The following is a 16,935-nucleotide window of genomic DNA, read 5'->3' on the forward strand; positions in this document are numbered from 1 at the left end:
CGGCAGTGGTGATGGCAAGCGGATGTGTCCCGTGTCGGCGCAGGGTGCATGCAATGACTCCTGTCAGTGATCTGACACCAATTCCGAACGATCTTTCGGTGAGAATTTGTCACGTGGCGGATCTCCTTCGTTTCGAAACTGATCAGGGCGTTCTCCTCGTCGAGGAACACGCTGGCACCGATCTGGAACGGGTCGGTCTGCTCGACCGGATCCGCCCCGCCCGGGAGACGCTGGAAACGGCACTGGCCCACATCAAACCCGCGCTCGACGCGGCGCTGGGCGTGGTCCGTGGGGTGGCGGTGCGTCCCGATCAGGTGGAGGTCGAGATTGGCGTCACCCTCACCGCGGAGGCTGGTGCCGTCGTCGCTCGCACCAGCGCACAGGGCCACCTCAAGGTCAAGCTGATCTGGACCTCGCCCGTCCCCGCACTGCCGTCGCCGGGTGAGGACGGGGCCGGCGCGCAGGAGGACGCCGCGCATGACTGAGCGCAACGTCGGCCTCCGCCCTCCGGCCGCCCCGGCCGAGTGGTTGGCGTTGGCGGAGCACGGATGACCGGCACCCGGTCGCTCACCGGCCGGGTGCGGATACTCGGTGGCCACTCCTCGTCGGTCGTCGGCGCGGGCATCCAGTTGACCGCTGACCTGGTGCTGACCTGCTGGCATGTCGTCGATGACGGCACCGGGACGGGCCCGGCCGGGGTGCTCGTCGACACACCGAGTCACCCCGGCACCCGGGTCGCCGCCGAGGTGACCTGGTCCCGGGGTGTCGGCCCGGCCGGCGACGGCGACCTGGCGGTCCTGCGCTGCGCCACACCGCTGCCATCCGCCCCCGCCACCCTTGCCGATCGTGGCGACGACGAGTTCGACGTGCGGATCGTGGGCTTTCCGGCCAACACCCCGGCGTCCGTCATGGTGCTGGCGCGGGCCGTCGGTCCGGTCGACGTCGGCACCGGATGGCGTCAACTCGACCGACTTTCCCCTGCCACGGCCGGAATCGACAGGGGGTTCAGCGGTTCCGGGGTGTACGCGCCGGATGGCGCCGTGGTGGGCATGGTGCTGGCCCGCGCGAGCGTCGGCCAGCAGCTGGTCGGCTGGATGTCGCCCGTCGGGCAGTGGCGCGCCCTGTTGCCGCCCGGCCTGTTGCCGCCTGCCCTGTTGCCGCCCGGCCCGCTGACGGCCGTCGCCCGGGCGACGCCCCGACCGCCGCCCGCGCCGCTGCAATTCGCGCAGAAGATGGCGTTGGCCCGACTGCTGGAGGAAATCCCGGTACTCCGGCACCCCGACAGCCGTCAATTGGTCATTCAGTCACTGCCGCCGCACATCAGTCGGATGGTGAATCCATTCGGGCCGTTGGGTCTCGACATGTTCGGCCTGATTCGGACGGGCTTAGAATACGAGGACGGGATCGCAGCTCTCTATCGCGTCCTGCTGTTGACGGAAGGGCCGGCGAGTACGCCACTGCGGGCCTTCCGTGACCTTGCCGAGAGCCTCGGTCTGCTGACGGGTACGGAGGACAATCGGTGACGACGCCCCGGATGCCGAGCGCCCAGGTGCAGGCCATCTGCGACGCACTGCTCTCGATGAGTTCGATCAATGACGGGAACACCCGTTCGCTCTACCTCGACGAGGTCGAGGGGGAGCTGCGCAAGCGACTGTCGGTGCCCCGGCACTCCGAGGTCCGGTACGACGTCTACCGCATCGTGCGCGCCTGCGCCCAGGAGCCCCGGGGCGTGTCGATGCTGTTGCAGGTCATCGCCAACTTCCACCCGGGCGCCAGCGCGGTCACCTCCGCCCAGCAGATCTACCTCTCCTGGCTCCTCGCGCAGTTGCTCGCGGACGTCCCGCCCGAGGTGTTGACCGGGGCCGTCGCGGCAGTCACGGCAGTCGCGGATCATCCGCTGTCAGCGGAGGACCTGCCCGACCTGGTGGAGGCCATCGGCTGGCAACCGGTGGGTGACTGGCAGGTCCCGGCCGTCGTGGCGCTGGCGGGCCTGGTCCTCGCCGGCATCGAGTCGCACAGCAAGCCGCTCGAGCAGTGGTTGCGGGAGGCGGCGGCGGCCCTTCGGCTCACCACCGCCGACCTCGACGATCTGCGCGTGGCTGCGAAGACGCACTGGACGTCGCTACGATCCCCGCACCAGGCGGCACCGGCCGAGGCCGGTGGAGAGGAACCTGAATCCGACATGCGCAGGACGATCATCATCGAGGAGACGACGCCCCAGCGATCCCGAACTCTCATCCGGGGCGGCGTCCCACCGCGCAACCTGTACTTCACCGGCCGGGAAAAGCAGCTCGTCGCGCTCGACGAGCTGCTGTCGTCACAGCACCGGGCCTCGGTGCTGCCGGAAGCGGCGCTGCGCGGTGTCGGTGGGGTCGGCAAGACCCAGCTCGCTGTCGAGTTCGCCTACCGGTACGCGGACCGTTACCAGCTGATCTGGTGGATGGCCGCGGAGGACCTCACTGCGCTGCGTACCTCGATCGCGGCCCTCGGCGAGCGGCTCGGCCTGGCCGCGAGCGCCAGCCTGGAGCAGACCGTGCGGACGGTCCTCGACTCGCTGTCGACGAGTTCGCTCAGTTGGCTGCTGGTCTACGACAACGCCGACGACCCGCACGAACTGGCCCCGCTCATGCCCTCGTCGAACCTCGTCGGCGAACGCGGCCACGTCCTCGTCACGTCACGGAACATGGCCTGGTCGGCGAGCGCCCTGACCCTGGACGTCGACGTGTTCACCCGAGCCGAGAGCGTGGAACTGCTGCTCAAGCGGCGTCCCGCGACCAGCCCCGACGACGCCCGCCGGCTCGCCGCCGAGCTCGGCGACCTGCCACTCGCCCTGGAACAAGCCGTCAGTTGGCTGCTCACCATGCTGTCGTCGGTCGACGAATACCTCGTCGACCTCAAGGAACACGCTCGGGAGCTGCTGGGCGAGGGGCAACCCCGGCAGTACCGGGGCACCGTGTTGACCGTGGTGTCGATGGCGCTCGCCGCGGTACGCGAGCAGAACCCGGCCGCCGCGCAGCTGATCCAGCTGCTCGCCTTCCTCAGCCCCGACCCGGTTCCGATGCGCCTGCTCTGGGAGGGGCGCCGCGCCGGGTTGGACGAACCGCTGCGCACCAGCCTCCAGGAGCGCAACGACATAGCCCGGGCCATCCGGCAACTGGCGTCGCTCGGGCTCGCCAAGGCGGACAATGCCAGCCGGCACGTACAGGTGCACCGACTGGTGCAGGCGGTCATCCGGGAGGGGCTCGCCGAGCAGGGCGACGACAGCCCGCTGGCGAACGCCCGCCGGCTGCTCGCCGCCGCCAACCCGGGCTTCCCCGACGACCGGAGCACCTGGCCCCGCCATGCCGACATCGCGCCACACGTCCGTGTCGCCGGTCTGATCCACGGTGACATCGACGCCCGCCGGACGGCGATGGACCAGCTGCGCTACATCTACAACCTGGGTGACTTCGAAGGCTGTCGGGACTTCGCGGAGGAGATCCTGGCCGCCTGGGACCAGCCCGGTCCGGACGGCCAGCGCAGCGGCGATCCGCTGACCCTGCTGGCGATGCGACGGTACGCGGACGCCCTGCGGCTGCTCGCCGACCCGCGCGCGGCCACGTTCGGCCTCGAAGCGCTGGAACGGATGCGGACGAGCCTCGGTGAGGAACACGAGTACACACTGGGCGCGGCGAACAGCGTCGGCGCGGACCTGCGGCGCCTCGGCGACTTCGCGGCGGCGGCCGACCTGGACGGCCGCAACCTCGACGTGCACCGCCGGGTGCTCGGCGACGGGCATCCGAGCACGCTGCGGGTGATGAACTCGATGGCGATCAACCTTCGCCTGAGCGGTGACTTCGAAGGGGCGTACGAGCTCAACCTCGAAGTGGCGCGGCACGCCGGTGCGGCCGCGGAGGACGGCACCTATTCACTGGTGCTGGCGCAGGAGGCCCAGGCCCGCGACCTCTACCTCCTGGGCCGGTACGCCGACGCGCTGGAACTGCTGGACAGCTCCCTGCCGGTGCAGCGGTCGCTGCTGGGCGCGGAGCACCTCACCGTGCTGCGCGCCACCTGCATCCACATCGCCTGCCTGCGCAAGACCGGGCGGCTCGACGCCGCCGTGGCCGAGGGCGCGGCCAACTACCGGCTGGTGACCCGCCGCTTCGGGACCGATCACGTGCTGGCCGCGGAGGCGGGCATGACCTGCGCCAACGCCATGCGCGCGGCGGGCGACGCGACCCAGGCGTACGCCCTGGCCGCCCAGGGGCACGCCACCTTCCGAGCCGTCTTCGGGGAGCGGCATCCGGTCACGCTCTGCGCTGCTGTCAACCTCGGGGTGATCCTGCGGGCTCGCAACTTCGACCGGGAGGCGCGGGAGTTGGGTGCGGCCACTTTGCAGGCAATGGGCGAATCGTTGCCGCCCACCCATCCGTACCTGCTGAGCGCGCGCTCCGCGCAGGCGATCAACCTGGTCCGGTCACACCGGCTGGAGCAGGCGCAGGTGCTCTCCGAGGCGATCCTCGAGGACTCCCGTCGCCTGCGTGGGCCGGGGCATCCGTACACGCTCTACTGTGCGGTTAACGCGTCGGTCGACCTGATCGAGGTGGGCGAGGAGGCTCGGGGCCGCGAGCTGCTCGACGAGGCTGCCGCGGCGCTGGAGGCGTTGTTCGGGCCGGACCACCCGGAGGTGGACGCCGCGCGCGGTCAACGGCGCATCGAGTGCGACATCGAGACCGTTGGGCTGACCTGACGCCGCACCCACCGGTGGCGGCCGTTCATCCGGTGGGGATCGTCGGTCGGCGGGCACGCTCGGCCTGCGCCACCTCCCACCGCCCGGCGGCGTCGGCGGACGCCGGGACCGGCACCGCGGCCAGTCGGCCGATCCGTTCGGCCAGGCAATCTGCCCAGAGCCGCCCGGCCGAGGTGAGACTTCCGGCCCGGGCGAGCTCGACCAGGGCGCGCTGCAACTGAGCGCGTACCACAGCGAACCGCGCGGTGGCCTGGGCCGCCAGCTCCGGATGGGCGCGCAGCGCGGCCCACACCTCGGCGACGGCGGTGAACGCGTAGGTGCCGTGCAGCAGCCCGCCGATCGGACGCGGGTCAGGACGCCAGGGCGCGAAGTACCGCTCCGGGTCGGCGGGTTCGTGCAGCTGGACCAGGCCGAGGACAGCGTTGAGTTTGCTGTGTTGCAGCTCGTGCACCATGGTCACGGCCAGATCGACCGGGTCGAGGTTGGCGTCGGCGGCCAACGCCCCGAAGGCGTCGGCGTGCGTGACACTGTGCCCACGTTCGGTGCCGTCGGCCAACGGTACGAAGGTGCTGATCCCGGCGGCCACCTCGGCGGCGTGCGTCGGGGCGTACCCGACGAGCAGGCGCCAGGCGTGCCCGACGGACCGTTCCAGCTCCGCGGCCTGCGGCGCGGAGAGCCGGGCGGCGACCGGCAGCCCGAAGCAGTCGCGGTAGGGGTCCAGGTCGTCGACGCGGAGGTCGAGGGTGACCGACTGGTCGGTGAAGCGCCACCAGCGGGTGGGCGTCCACCGGCGCCCGGTCAGGTCGGCCGGCGTCACCGTCGTGCTGCCACCGTGTCGACGCAGCACCCCGAGGCCCGGCACCGGCACCAGACCCGCACGCGGCGTGACCTGCACCGCCACGTCCGACCGCCCGCCGAGGGCGGCCGCCGCGAGCGCCGCGAACGGAAGGTAGTCGGGTCGGCCGGTGGCACCGTGCCGGACCCGATCGATCGCCCAGACGGCCAGCCACGGGTGGTCGAGCAGCACGTTCGCGGCGGCGGGGTCGAGGCGGTGGGCGTGGCCGAGCAGGTGCGCCGACGCCGCCAAGGCGTCGTCGGTGTCGGCGAGGCTCTTGAGGACGAGCATCGTTCGGTTGCGTTGCGCGCGCCGCAGAGCGCGGACGGCAGCCGGGCCAGCCCCACCGTCGGCCAGGCGGGTGAACTCGGAGCGGGTCAGCTGGAGTCGGCGCCGGGGTCGAGGAAGCTGTTCCAGCCGGTCAGCGTCGTCTGCCGGGGACTCTTCAGTGTCGCGACCAGTTCCTCGATCCATCGGGCCAGTTCCGGATCCTCGTCGCGTAGCAGGTGGCTCAGACCCTGCGTCAACACGTCGACCACAACGAGGTGATCAGGTGCGGGTTGCTCAGTCATCGATGTCCCGGGTCGGCGCAGGCGTGTTGACATGAAAACACGTCAACGTCTGTGATCACCATCGGCTTACCGTCCGTCACCGCGGGTCGCGTCATGGGCCGTACCGCCGCCGGCTGCTGCCGGCGGCGGTACGGGACCCGCGGGTCAGCCGGCGGCGGCCTCGGCGGCGGCGTAGTCGCGGGCCACCCGGACCATCTCCACCAGCCCGCCGGCGTACTCCTGGGATTCGCCGTGCGCCTCGTCGAACGGCGGCTGGAAGCCGACACCCTCCCACTGGTTGGTCGCCGGGTTCCACAGGTCGTTGCCGACCTCGAAGTCCCAGGCGAAGATGCCCAGCTCGTAGTAGAGCTGGTCGGCCGAGTTGCCGGCTGCGGAGTAGAGCACGTCGGCGACCGGTCCGGTCTGCGACGGCCAGGTGACGGTGCCGCGCTCCTGGGCGATGGCGCCGACGATCCGCCGGGCGCTGTTGAGGAACAGCGTCGACTCGTCGATCGACGGTCGAGGCAGGGTGACCCTGCCGTCGGCCCGGTACGCCCCCGGCGGCCACATGAAGTACCCGCCGTAGGAGTGCACGTTCATCGCGAACTTGATGTTCTGGTGGGCCTTGGCCAACGCGATGACGTTGCCGCTCTCCGCCTCGGACAGCTCCGCCGTGCCGGCGTAGTTGCCGGAGAGGCAGTTCGCGCTGGCCCCCACGTAGCCGTCGAAGTACGACCCGACGGTGTAGTTGCGGTTGACGTCGACGCCCCACGAGGTGCGGTACTTCGGGTCCCGTGCCGATCCCTCGCAGTGGTTGACCAGGTTCTTGCGCTGGAAGTTGTAGTCGTTGAACGAGTAGTTCGCCCCGTCCGGGTTGACCACCGGGATGACGAAGATGTCGACCTGCTCCAGCAGCTCACGGGTGGCCGGGTCGGTCCGGGCGTTGGCCAGCATCCGCTCGGCGAACTCCAGCGTCACCAGCGGGGTGGCCCACTCCCGGGCGTGTTCCTGGGAGTACGCGAGCACCCCGACCCGGGAGCCGTCCCGATGTACGCCGAGGCGCAGCGCCTGCACCGTCCACGGCCGTGCCGGCACCTCGGTGCCCTGGAGGCCGTCGTCGAGCCGGGTGGGGCCGGCGACGGGCATCGGCAGCCCGGCCGAGCCGTCCTCGACGGTGGCCCGGAACCGGTCCGGCTGACGGGCGTTGATCGCCGCCGCGACCTCGTCGGTGGTGCTCACCGTCTTGCCGGCGGTGTCGGTGGCCAGTGACACGGTGAGGACGCGGTCGCGGTAGCCGACGGTCAGGGGGCGGTTCGCCCGGCCCGGGTCGACAGTCCGCACCTGTACGCCGTTCATGTTCTGGTCGCCGAAGCGGACCGACTCGACGACCAGGGCGGCCACCGCCGGGTCGCCCAGGTAGCCGGCGGCGTTGCGTCTGTATCCCTGGGTCCTGTTCGGCAGGTCGATCACGTCCACCAGGTCCCGGTACTGGCGGGCCAGCCGCTTGATCCGCGCCTGGATGTCCACCGGCGTCAGGTACGCGTCGATGAAGTCCTTCTGGTAGCCGGCTGGCAGCGGCGGCGGGGAGGCGTTCGGCCAGAGCGTCGGGGTGATCGCCCTGCTGACCCCGCCGAGGCTGGAGGTGGCGCTCAGCTGAACCGGCCGGCTCGGCACCGGCTGGGGGAGCGCGTAGTGGTACTGGTACTCACCGGAGTCCTCGAACCGGTACAGCGGGAACGAGCCGGTGGCGCCGTCCGCCGTACGCCAACTGACGGTGATCTCCACGTCCGGGTCGTCGGTGGCGGTGGTGGCCACCTGGGCCTGCAGGAAGGTCTGTCCGGTCGTGGTCCACCAGTACGCCTGCTGCACCTGGAGGGTGTCCACGGCAGTGGCGCTGGCGGTGGACCGCTGACCCGCGGCCGGAGCGCGCAGCCCGGCGGCGGTGCGGGCCTGGGCCGCGCGGACGCTGTCGGTGTAGTGCCGGTTACCGTCCCCGGCGCGCTGCACGACCTGCACGGCCGTCGCGCCCTGCGCGGTCAGTTCGCCGAGCTGCGTGCCGCTGAGCACCAGGTCGGCGATGATCCGGCCGTCCCGCGTCCGGGGCCGGTTGGCCAGGTCCGCGCCGGTGGCGACGAGCCGGTCCAGCTGGGCCTGATCGCGGAGCTGAACCCGTACCACTGCGGTTTCGGTGGCGCTCAGGGAGATCGGGGTGGCGGGTGCGGCCGCGCCGGAAGCCGGATGGGACAACACTGCGCTGAACAGGATCACTGTGGTGGCGGCAGCTGTCCACCGTCGTCGGACGATCATGTGCCCTCCTGTGACGGACGTCGATGTGTCTGGTCCTTACACCAGTGCACAGATCGACACCTGTCAAGAAGCGGGGCGCCTCGCCCCTGCGGCGAGGGTGACCGGACCTGAGCGCGTTCGGCCTCGGGTCAGATGTCCTGCTTGTTCTCGCACCTGCCTCGAACAGTCGGAACCGGGCCGCCGAAGATGACGATCGGGACCGAGCCGGACCGGCAGCGTTGGTGACCGTTGGCCACGCTTGTAGCCCCCGGACGTCGTTCGGCGTTGATCCCGGTGACATCTGCGCGAGTTCCGGAGCAACCCTCTGAGCCAGACCCCGCGTGACTAACTCGAAACGGGGATCGGAGGCCTGAATGAGCGATCGTGACGAGGCGTTCGCCGAGTACTTCACGGCACGGTCCGGTGCCATGCGCGGCACCGCGTACCTGCTGTGCGGCGACTGGCACCGTGCCGAAGACCTGGTCCAGACCACGTTCGTCAAGCTCTACCGGGTCTGGAACCGGATCTCGCGGCATGAGGTGCTCGACAGCTACGTGCGCCAGATCCTGATCCGGACCTTCCTCGACGAGCGCCGCCGCGGCTGGTGGCGGCGTGAACGGGTGGGTGGCGAGGACGCCGAGCAGGCGGCCCCGTCCGACTCGCCGGAGAGCCGACTGGTGCTGCTGCAGGCGCTGGCCCAGGTGGCACCGCGTCAGCGGGCCGTGCTGGTTCTCCGGTACTGGGAGGACCTGTCGATCGAGGACGTCGCGGCGTTGCTGGAGTGTTCTCCGGGGACGGTGAAGAGCCAGGCGGCACGCGGGCTCGAGACCTTGCGCGGCCTCCTGACACCCACCTACAGCGGGATCGAGATGGGGGAGCGATGAACGAGCAGGAGTTGCGCGAGGGGCTGCGCAGCGAGATGGCGGAGACAACCCCGCCACCACCATTGAGTACGACAGCCGCGCTCGGCGCGGCACGGCGGACGCAATTCCGCCGACGGGCGCTGTTGGCGTCCCTCGGTTCGGCGGCTGTCGTGCTGGCCGTCACCGGCTTCGCGGCCGTCGCCACCCCGGACGGCCACGTCTACCGGCCGGCGGGCCAGGGGCCACTGGCTTCTCCGGACACCAAGGAACCGTGGCCGACCGGGCCGAACGGGCAACCGCAGGAGGATCGGACCGCGCGGGCCGGGTCCAAGTACGACCAGGGGGTTCACCTGCTCACCGAGGCCGTCTCGGTCATACCCTCCGGCTACAGCACGCCGGAGGACCCGCCGAACCAGTCCGCCGAGGAGCGGACGCTGCGGACCCACCAGGCGCAGTTCGAGGACAAGGTGGACGGCGTCGACGTGTGGAGCTATTCGTCCTCGGTGGCAGTGGCCCAGGGTGAGGGCACCGGGCGCGTGATCGTCGAGGTGCACGCTGCCGGCAACCCGCTGCCGACCGAGCCGTGCGACCTGGCCCAGACGTTCTGGAGCATGCGGGGCGAGTGCCAGGTCGAGACCGTCGGCGCCGTGCGGGTCGGCGTGGTGGTCCGACCGACCGACGACGATCGGCTCGACCAGTGGTCGGCGTACCGGCACCCGGACGGCGTGGTGGTATTCGTGGCGCAGGCCGCGCGGCTGGACGAGAGCCGGCCGGGGTTGACGAAGCTGCCGTTCTCCGTGCCGCAGTTGGCTGCCCTCGCGGCAGACGAACGGTTCCACCTGAAGTGACACGGCGACTCGGCCTCGCCGAGTGGGCCCAGGTGCCGCCACCGTGCGGGCCACCTGGGCCTTCGTGCGTGGAGCGGGCGACGAGAATCGAACTCGCGTAGTCAGTTTGGAAGACTGAAGCTCTACCATTGAGCTACGCCCGCGTGCATCCCGCCGAAACGGGACGCGCCCCTAGCGTACCCAATGCTGTTGCCCGACGCGTAACCGCGTCACCGCCCCGCGGCGTCGCGTCGTCCGCGATCCGGCGGCACCGCGACCCAAGATCCGCGCAACGTCCGGGATGTAGTGGCCTCGCCGCCCGTGGAGACCACCACATCCGTGACGTTGTGCGGATCTTGGCGGTACGGGAGTGGGGGCTGATGGTAATTTTCGGGTGTTGTGTCCGCCTGGGGGATGCCCCGGCACCGACTGAGGCGTGGCGACGGCATAGACTGCACGTCGCCACGGGGTGTGGCGCAGCTTGGTAGCGCACTCGCTTTGGGAGCGAGGGGCCGTGGGTTCAAATCCCGCCACCCCGACTGTCGTCCGCGGCCGGGCCGCCCCGGGTGCCGCCCAGTGCGGCTCCCGGGCGATGCCGGAGCGTCAGGCCGGCTCGCCTACACTCGATGGGCTGAATCACGCCCAGACTCAACTGAGATCCGTCAAGGAGTACGCCTGTGAAGAGCACCGTCGAGACTCTGAGCCCGACGCGCGTGCGGCTCGCCATCGAGGTGCCGTTCGTCGAGCTCGAGCCGAGCCTCAAGAAGGCGTACCGGGAGATCGGTTCGCAGGTCCAGGTTCCGGGCTTCCGCCGGGGCAAGGTGCCGACCGCGGTGATCGACCAGCGGGTGGGCCGGGGCACCGTCCTCAACGAGGCGGTCCAGGAGGCCATCCCGGAGAACATCCTCGCCGCGGTTCGCGAGCACGACCTGAAGACGCTGGGGCGCCCGGAGGTCGAGATCACCGAGTTCAACGACGGTGACTCGCTGAACTTCACGGCCGAGGTCGACGTCCGCCCGGAGATCACCATCCCGGACGCGAGCACCATCGAGGTGACCGTCGACGAGCTGCAGATCGACGAGAGCGAGATCGACGAGCAGGTGAAGAACCTGCGGGAGCGTTTCGCGACCCTCAAGACCGTCGAGCGGGCCGCCGCCGAGGGCGACTACGTCCAGATCGACCTGAACGCCACCGTCGACGGCGAGGACGTGCCGGGCGGCCAGGCGAGCAACATCTCCCACGAGGTGGGCAGCAAGCAGCTCCTGCCGGGCCTGGACGAGGCCGTGGTCGGCCTCGCCGCCGGTGACGACACCACCTTCACCACCCAGCTGGTCGGCGGCGACTTCGCCGGTCGGGACGCCGACGTGGCGGTGACCGTGCGCACGGTCAAGGAGAAGGAGCTGCCGGAGCTGAACGACGAGTTCGCCCAGATGGCGAGCGAGTTCGACACGATCGAGGAGCTGCGCGGCGACCTGCGCGACCGGGTCACCCAGGGCAAGCAGGTCGAGCAGATCTACGCCGCTCGGGACAAGGCCCTGGCCCAGCTCGTCGAGGCCGCCGACATCCCGGCCCCGGAGGGTGTCGTCCGCGAGGAGGTCGACAGCCGCAAGCAGGCGATGGTCGACCAGCTGGAGCGGATCGGCGCCTCGATGGAGGAGTACCTCGCGGCCGAGGACAAGACCGAGGAGCAGATCGACGCCGAGCTGACCGAGGCGGCGACCGAGGGCGTCAAGGTCCAGCTCCTGCTGGACACGCTGGCCGACGCGGAGGACGTGCAGGTCTCCGACGACGAGTTCGGGCACGAGATCGTGCACCGGGCGCAGCGTGCCGGGATGGCCCCGCAGCAGTACTACGACCAGCTGGTGCGCTCCGGCGCGGCCGCCGCTGTCTTCGGCGACGTGCGGCGGGGCAAGGCGCTCGCGGCCGTCATGGAGAAGATCACGATCAAGGACTCGGCCGGCAACGGGATCACCCTCGACGCGCTGCGCGCCGCCAACGAGGCGGAGCACAACCACGACCACTGATCGTCGGGTGCGGCCGCCGTCCACCGCTCAGCGGCGGACGGCGGCCGTTTCCCTCCCGGGTCCGCCCGGACAGCAGGCACTGCCGGGTCCGCCCGGGCAGCAAGCACTGCCGGGTACGCCCGGAAGCCCGCGCCGCGGGTACGCCCGACACAGCTGCGCTGAGAGCGAACACTGCCCCGACCGGGACTCTGCCGCCCCGCACAGCGGTTAGTGTCGGGAAAGACGGTACGGAGAGCGAAGGGCTGCCATGACCGACATGCACATCCCCAAGAAGTCGCTCCGGGCGATTGACGCGCGCGGTGGCGACTCCATTGGCAACCTCGACGACTCGGTCTACAACCGGTTGCTCAAGGAACGCATCATCTTCCTGGGCAGTGAGGTGACCGACCAGGTCGCCAACCGCATCTGCGCGCAGCTGCTGCTGCTCGCCGCGGAGGACCCGGACCGCGACATCAACCTGTGGATCAACTCGCCGGGTGGCTCGGTCTACTCCGGCATGGCGATCTACGACACCATGCAGTTCATCGACAACGACGTGTCGACCGTGGCGATGGGCATGGCTGCCTCGATGGGTCAGCTGCTGCTCTGCGCGGGCACCAAGGGCAAGCGGTACGCCCTGCCCCACGCACGGATCATGATGCACCAGCCGTCCGGTGGTCTGGGCGGCACGGCGTCCGACATCGCCATCCAGGCGGAGCAGATGCTCTACACGAAGCGGATGTTCCAGGAGCGGGTCGCGCACCACACCGGCCAGAGCCAGTCGCAGATCGAGGCCGACTCGGACCGGGACCGTTGGTTCACCGCCCAGGAGGCCATGGACTACGGCTTCATCGACAAGGTGATCATCGGGGCCGCACAGGTTCCGGATGGCGCCGGGACCCTGAGCTGAGGAGCTGACGATGACCGATCTGAGCCTGCCGCCCCAGTTCGCGGCCGTGCACAACCGCTACGTGCTGCCGTCGTTCGTCGAGCGCACGTCGTACGGGGTCAAGGAGTCGAACCCGTACAACAAGCTCTTCGAGGACCGGATCATCTTCCTCGGCGTCCAGGTGGACGACGCGTCGGCCAACGACGTGATGGCCCAGCTGCTGACGCTCGAGGGCACCGACCCGGACCGCGACATCATCATGTACATCAACTCGCCGGGTGGTTCGTTCACCGCCATGACGGCGATCTACGACACCATGCAGTACGTCCGTCCGGACATCTCGACGGTCTGCCTCGGGCAGGCGGCGAGCGCGGCGGCGGTGCTGCTCTCGGCGGGCACTCCGGGTAAGCGGATGGCCCTGCCGAACTCGCGGATCATCATCCACCAGCCGGCCACCGAGGGCGGCTACGGGCAGGGCTCGGACATCGAGATCCAGGCCCGGGAGATCCTGCGGATGCGTACGCAGCTGGAGGACATGCTGTCCCGCCACTGCAACCGCCCGATCGAGCAGGTTCGCAAGGACATCGACCGTGACAAGATCATGACGGCCGAGGAGTCCAAGGAGTACGGGCTGGTCGACACGATCCTGACCAGCCGCAAGAAGGGTTTGCTGGCGGCCAACGCCGCCCGCTGAGCCGTACCGGGTCAGAGGTTGGCCGGGGCTTTCGTTCCCGGCCGACCTCTGACACACCCGTTTTGGGGGTCGGAGAATGCCCCGCCAGCGGGTAACGTCGGGTCCGTACCGCTTCGCCGGCTGTGCCGGCGGCGCGAACCAAACCGGGCGGCGTGCAACGTCCGCAGGTCAGGGCCGGGTCTCCGGCCGATGAGTGCAGGGAGAACGTAGGTGGCACGGATCGGTGACGGCGGCGACCTACTGAAATGCTCCTTCTGCGGCAAGTCGCAGAAGCAGGTCAAGAAGCTCATCGCGGGCCCAGGGGTCTACATCTGCGACGAGTGCATCGATCTCTGCAACGAGATCATCGAAGAGGAGCTGGCCGAGTCCGGCGAGGTGAAGTGGGAAGAGCTTCCCAAGCCGATGGAGATCTGCCAGTTCCTCGACACCTACGTCGTGGGTCAGGATCAGGCCAAGAAGGCGCTCGCCGTAGCGGTCTACAACCACTACAAGCGGATCCAGGCCGAGGCGGCTGGCGCGCCGGGCTCCGGCAGTGACGCCGTCGAGCTGGCCAAGTCCAACATCCTGCTGCTCGGCCCGACGGGGTGCGGCAAGACGCACCTGGCGCAGACCCTCGCCCGGATGTTGAACGTCCCGTTCGCCATCGCCGACGCCACCGCGCTGACCGAGGCGGGCTACGTGGGCGAGGACGTGGAGAACATCCTCCTCAAGCTGATCCAGGCCGCCGACTACGACATCAAGCGCGCCGAGACCGGCATCATCTACATCGACGAGGTCGACAAGATCGCCCGCAAGTCGGAGAATCCGTCGATCACCCGGGACGTCTCCGGTGAGGGCGTGCAGCAGGCGCTGCTCAAGATGCTCGAGGGCACGGTGGCCAACGTGCCGCCGCAGGGTGGCCGTAAGCACCCACACCAGGAGTTCATTCAGATCGACACCACTAACGTGCTGTTCATCTGTGGTGGGGCGTTCGCCGGCCTCGACCAGATCATCGAGTCCCGCACCGGGCAGGGCGGCACCGGCTTCGGCGCCCGGCTCCGGTCGGTCTCCGAGCGGTCTACCGACGACATCTTCAGCCAGGTCATGCCGGAAGACATGCTCAAGTTCGGGTTGATCCCCGAGTTCGTCGGCCGGCTACCTGTCATCACCAACGTTCGCAGCCTGGACCGCAGCGCCCTCGTTCGGATCCTCACCGAGCCGCGCAACGCCCTGGTCCGGCAATACCAGCGTCTGTTCGAGCTTGACGGTGTCGAGCTCGAGTTCGACGAGCCGGCGCTGGAAGCCATCGCCGATCAGGCGATGCTCCGGGGCACCGGTGCACGTGGTCTACGGGCCATCATCGAGGAGGTTCTGCTCTCCGCGATGTACGAGGTGCCGAGCAACCCCGACGCCGCCCGCGTGCTGATCACCCGCGAGGTTGTCCTGGAGAACGTCAACCCGACCATCGTGCCGCGTGAGTTCACCGGGCGCCGGGCTCGGCGCGACCGCGAAGACAAGTCCGCCTGATCCTTTCCGCGTCCCGCCGGCCGTTCGAACCTGAGCGGCCGGCGTGATCGTGTTCGGCGCCGTTCGCCAGTGACCACCGCCCGTGCCGGTCAGGCCGTGGCGCTGTCCGTGAACGGCCCTCCAGCCGTACCCTGTGCTCATGCGTGTCGCCGTCTGCCAGCTGAACGCCCGGGACGACCGTAAGGCAAATCTGGCGGCCGCTGAGGCCCTGCTGGAGCGCGCCGCCGCCGGGGGCGCGGATCTCGCCGTCCTTCCCGAGTACGTCGACTACCTGGGTCCTGCCGCTGGGCTGCCCGAACCGGAGCCGGTCGACGGGGAGGTGGGCAGCTTCTTCGCCGGGGTGGCCAGGCGGCTCGGGATCTGGGTGGTGGCCGGTTCGTTCCATGAGGCGGGTCCGGACCCGGACCACACGTGGAACACCTCGCTGGTCTTCGACCGTTCCGGCAGTCTGGCCGCGAGCTATCGCAAGATCCACCTGTACGACGTGGAGATCCCCGGTCGGGTCTCCTACCGGGAGTCGACAAGTGTCGCGCCCGGGGCCCAACCCGTGGTCGTTGACGTCGAGGGGCTACGGGTCGGCCTGTCGATCTGCTACGACCTGCGCTTCCCGGAGCTCTACCGGCTGCTCGCGTCCGATGGCGGCGCGCAGCTGCTCGTGGTTCCGGCCGCGTTCATGATGCACACCGGCCGGGACCACTGGGAGGTCCTGCTGCGGGCCAGGGCGATCGAGAACCAGTGTTTCGTGGCGGCGGCCGGTCAGACCGGCGACCACGAGCCAGGTCGCACCTGCTTCGGGCGCAGCATGGTGGTCGACCCGTGGGGGACGGTCATCGGCCAGGTGCCGGACGGCCCGGGGGTCTCCGTCGTCGACCTGGACCTGGAGCGGCTCGACACGATCCGCGCCGAGCTGCCCAGCCTGGCCAACCGCCGGCTCTGAGGCTCAGCCTGGCCAACCGCGGCTCCGAGGTGTGCGGCGGGCCAGACGCCGGCTCGGAACCTCAACCCTCCAGCAGAACGCCGATCACCGCGAACCCGGCGATGGCCGCAGCGGTGACCAGCAGCGCCGTGGTCATCCGGGACCTGCCCCGTCGGGCCAGCCGTCCCACCGAGAGCACAAGCACGACCAGCACGACCGCGCCGATCACCACCTGCCAGAACGGCCCGATGAGGCCGAGCAGCGCCTGCTCGGCGAACACCCTGGTGCCGTGCCCGGACTCATCCATGATTGACACTCTGGCACGTCGAGGTGGCCCGCGTCCTCGGCTGTGTCGGGGAGTCGAGGTTGCTGGCAGCTCGGCGGCGCCAGGAACCGGCGGGCGCTCTTCGTCCGAACCAGTGATGAACCCTGATTTGCCTTCTCCGGGCCGTCCGCGTAACTTTCTCTCTGCACGGGGGAGGCCGGACAAACCGGCCGAGAACGGGCGCCAGGCTCGTGGCGGGAACGCCGAGCGGGACTGAGGATCGGGCGGTGCGGAACACTCCGGAAACGGGGTTGCGAACGCGAAGCCGACCGGGTAGAGTTTCGAAGCCGGCAGGAGCCGGGCGGAGAGCCGCGAAGCGGCGATCGGCCGGTCTGCGGCTTCCCACGACAGAAACGAACGTCGGTGACGACGTGCGTCATCGTGGACTCGAGCAAGCAAGACTATCCGTGTTATCGGGTTGAAGCATGACGAACCGCGAAATATCGGTTTGACAGGGCGGAAACGAGCGGGTAACGTAGTAAAAGTGCCTGGCGCTGAAAGCGCGGGGTGC

At 69.8% G+C, this 16,935-nt stretch carries 14 protein-coding genes and 2 tRNA genes; 11 read left to right on the top strand and 5 right to left on the bottom strand.

Annotation, left to right across the window (positions count from 1 at the left end; translation table 11 throughout):
* Positions 1-53: 53 nt before the first annotated feature.
* The 3 genes from ACGF3C_RS10755 (at position 54) to fxsT (ending at position 4,729) form a co-directional block, all read left to right on the top strand.
* Positions 54-485: a CU044_2847 family protein gene (locus ACGF3C_RS10755; protein ID WP_357234235.1), complete on the top strand. Its 432-nt coding sequence runs from the start codon at positions 54-56 to the stop codon at positions 483-485.
* A gap of 63 nt (positions 486-548) precedes the next feature.
* Complete coding sequence (locus tag ACGF3C_RS10760; protein ID WP_357234232.1) at positions 549-1,523, top strand: trypsin-like peptidase domain-containing protein; 975 nt, start codon at positions 549-551, stop codon at positions 1,521-1,523.
* Positions 1,520-4,729 carry an FxSxx-COOH system tetratricopeptide repeat protein gene (fxsT, locus tag ACGF3C_RS10765; protein WP_393220687.1) on the top strand — a complete coding sequence of 1,070 codons (3,210 nt, stop codon included), beginning with the start codon at positions 1,520-1,522 and terminating at the stop codon, positions 4,727-4,729. Before ACGF3C_RS10760 ends, fxsT begins: the two co-directional genes overlap by 4 nt.
* A 25-nt stretch (positions 4,730-4,754) precedes the next feature.
* Here the strand turns inward: fxsT and ACGF3C_RS10770 are convergent, their stop codons facing one another.
* The 3 genes from ACGF3C_RS10770 to ACGF3C_RS10780 form a co-directional block, all read right to left on the bottom strand.
* The gene (locus tag ACGF3C_RS10770) at positions 4,755-5,855 is read right to left on the bottom strand and encodes an aKG-HExxH-type peptide beta-hydroxylase (protein WP_393220690.1); all 1,101 of its coding nucleotides are present in this window, start codon (positions 5,853-5,855) and stop codon (positions 4,755-4,757) included.
* Between the two features lie 86 nt (positions 5,856-5,941).
* Positions 5,942-6,136: a hypothetical protein gene (locus ACGF3C_RS10775; RefSeq protein WP_357206533.1), complete on the bottom strand. Its 195-nt coding sequence runs from the start codon at positions 6,134-6,136 to the stop codon at positions 5,942-5,944.
* Positions 6,137-6,280: 144 nt separating this feature from the next.
* Complete coding sequence (locus tag ACGF3C_RS10780) at positions 6,281-8,422, bottom strand: M14 family zinc carboxypeptidase (protein WP_357232817.1); 2,142 nt, start codon at positions 8,420-8,422, stop codon at positions 6,281-6,283.
* A 353-nt stretch (positions 8,423-8,775) separates the two neighbouring features.
* Between ACGF3C_RS10780 and ACGF3C_RS10785 the strand changes: the two genes are divergently transcribed.
* Both ACGF3C_RS10785 and ACGF3C_RS10790 read left to right on the top strand, forming a co-directional pair.
* Positions 8,776-9,285 carry a SigE family RNA polymerase sigma factor gene (locus tag ACGF3C_RS10785; RefSeq protein WP_393220695.1) on the top strand — a complete coding sequence of 170 codons (510 nt, stop codon included), beginning with the start codon at positions 8,776-8,778 and terminating at the stop codon, positions 9,283-9,285.
* A complete protein-coding gene (locus tag ACGF3C_RS10790) occupies positions 9,282-10,112 on the top strand; it encodes a hypothetical protein (RefSeq protein WP_393220698.1) in 831 nt (276 codons plus the stop codon). The genes ACGF3C_RS10785 and ACGF3C_RS10790 overlap by 4 nt, the downstream gene beginning before the upstream one ends.
* 69 nt (positions 10,113-10,181) lie before the next feature.
* On the opposite strand, the gene ACGF3C_RS10795 is transcribed toward ACGF3C_RS10790, so the two are convergent.
* Positions 10,182-10,255: transfer RNA gene (locus tag ACGF3C_RS10795), tRNA-Gly, on the bottom strand.
* A 301-nt stretch (positions 10,256-10,556) separates the two neighbouring features.
* Here ACGF3C_RS10795 and ACGF3C_RS10800 point away from each other — a divergent pair.
* The 6 genes from ACGF3C_RS10800 (at position 10,557) to ACGF3C_RS10825 (ending at position 16,120) form a co-directional block, all read left to right on the top strand.
* Positions 10,557-10,630 (top strand) — tRNA-Pro (locus ACGF3C_RS10800).
* 138 nt (positions 10,631-10,768) lie between these two features.
* Complete coding sequence (tig, locus tag ACGF3C_RS10805) at positions 10,769-12,115, top strand: trigger factor (protein WP_357232811.1); 1,347 nt, start codon at positions 10,769-10,771, stop codon at positions 12,113-12,115.
* Between the two features lie 247 nt (positions 12,116-12,362).
* Positions 12,363-13,004 (top strand): ATP-dependent Clp protease proteolytic subunit, encoded by a 642-nt coding sequence (locus ACGF3C_RS10810; protein ID WP_007464111.1) that lies wholly within the window; start codon positions 12,363-12,365, stop codon positions 13,002-13,004.
* 10 nt (positions 13,005-13,014) lie between these two features.
* A complete protein-coding gene (locus ACGF3C_RS10815; RefSeq protein ID WP_030333536.1) occupies positions 13,015-13,677 on the top strand; it encodes an ATP-dependent Clp protease proteolytic subunit in 663 nt (220 codons plus the stop codon).
* Between the two features lie 210 nt (positions 13,678-13,887).
* Positions 13,888-15,183, top strand: a complete 1,296-nt coding sequence (gene clpX / locus ACGF3C_RS10820) for an ATP-dependent Clp protease ATP-binding subunit ClpX (protein ID WP_355010117.1) — start codon at positions 13,888-13,890, stop codon at positions 15,181-15,183.
* 139 nt (positions 15,184-15,322) lie between these two features.
* On the top strand, positions 15,323-16,120 hold the full coding sequence (locus ACGF3C_RS10825; RefSeq protein WP_393220703.1) for a carbon-nitrogen hydrolase family protein: 798 nt from the start codon (positions 15,323-15,325) through the stop codon (positions 16,118-16,120).
* Between the two features lie 61 nt (positions 16,121-16,181).
* On the opposite strand, the gene ACGF3C_RS10830 is transcribed toward ACGF3C_RS10825, so the two are convergent.
* A complete protein-coding gene (locus tag ACGF3C_RS10830) occupies positions 16,182-16,406 on the bottom strand; it encodes a hypothetical protein (protein WP_357208127.1) in 225 nt (74 codons plus the stop codon).
* Positions 16,407-16,935: the final 529 nt, after the last annotated feature.

Origin of the sequence: Micromonospora sp. NPDC047762, assembly GCF_043204655.1 — a bacterium.
Lineage (GTDB): Bacteria > Actinomycetota > Actinomycetes > Mycobacteriales > Micromonosporaceae > Micromonospora.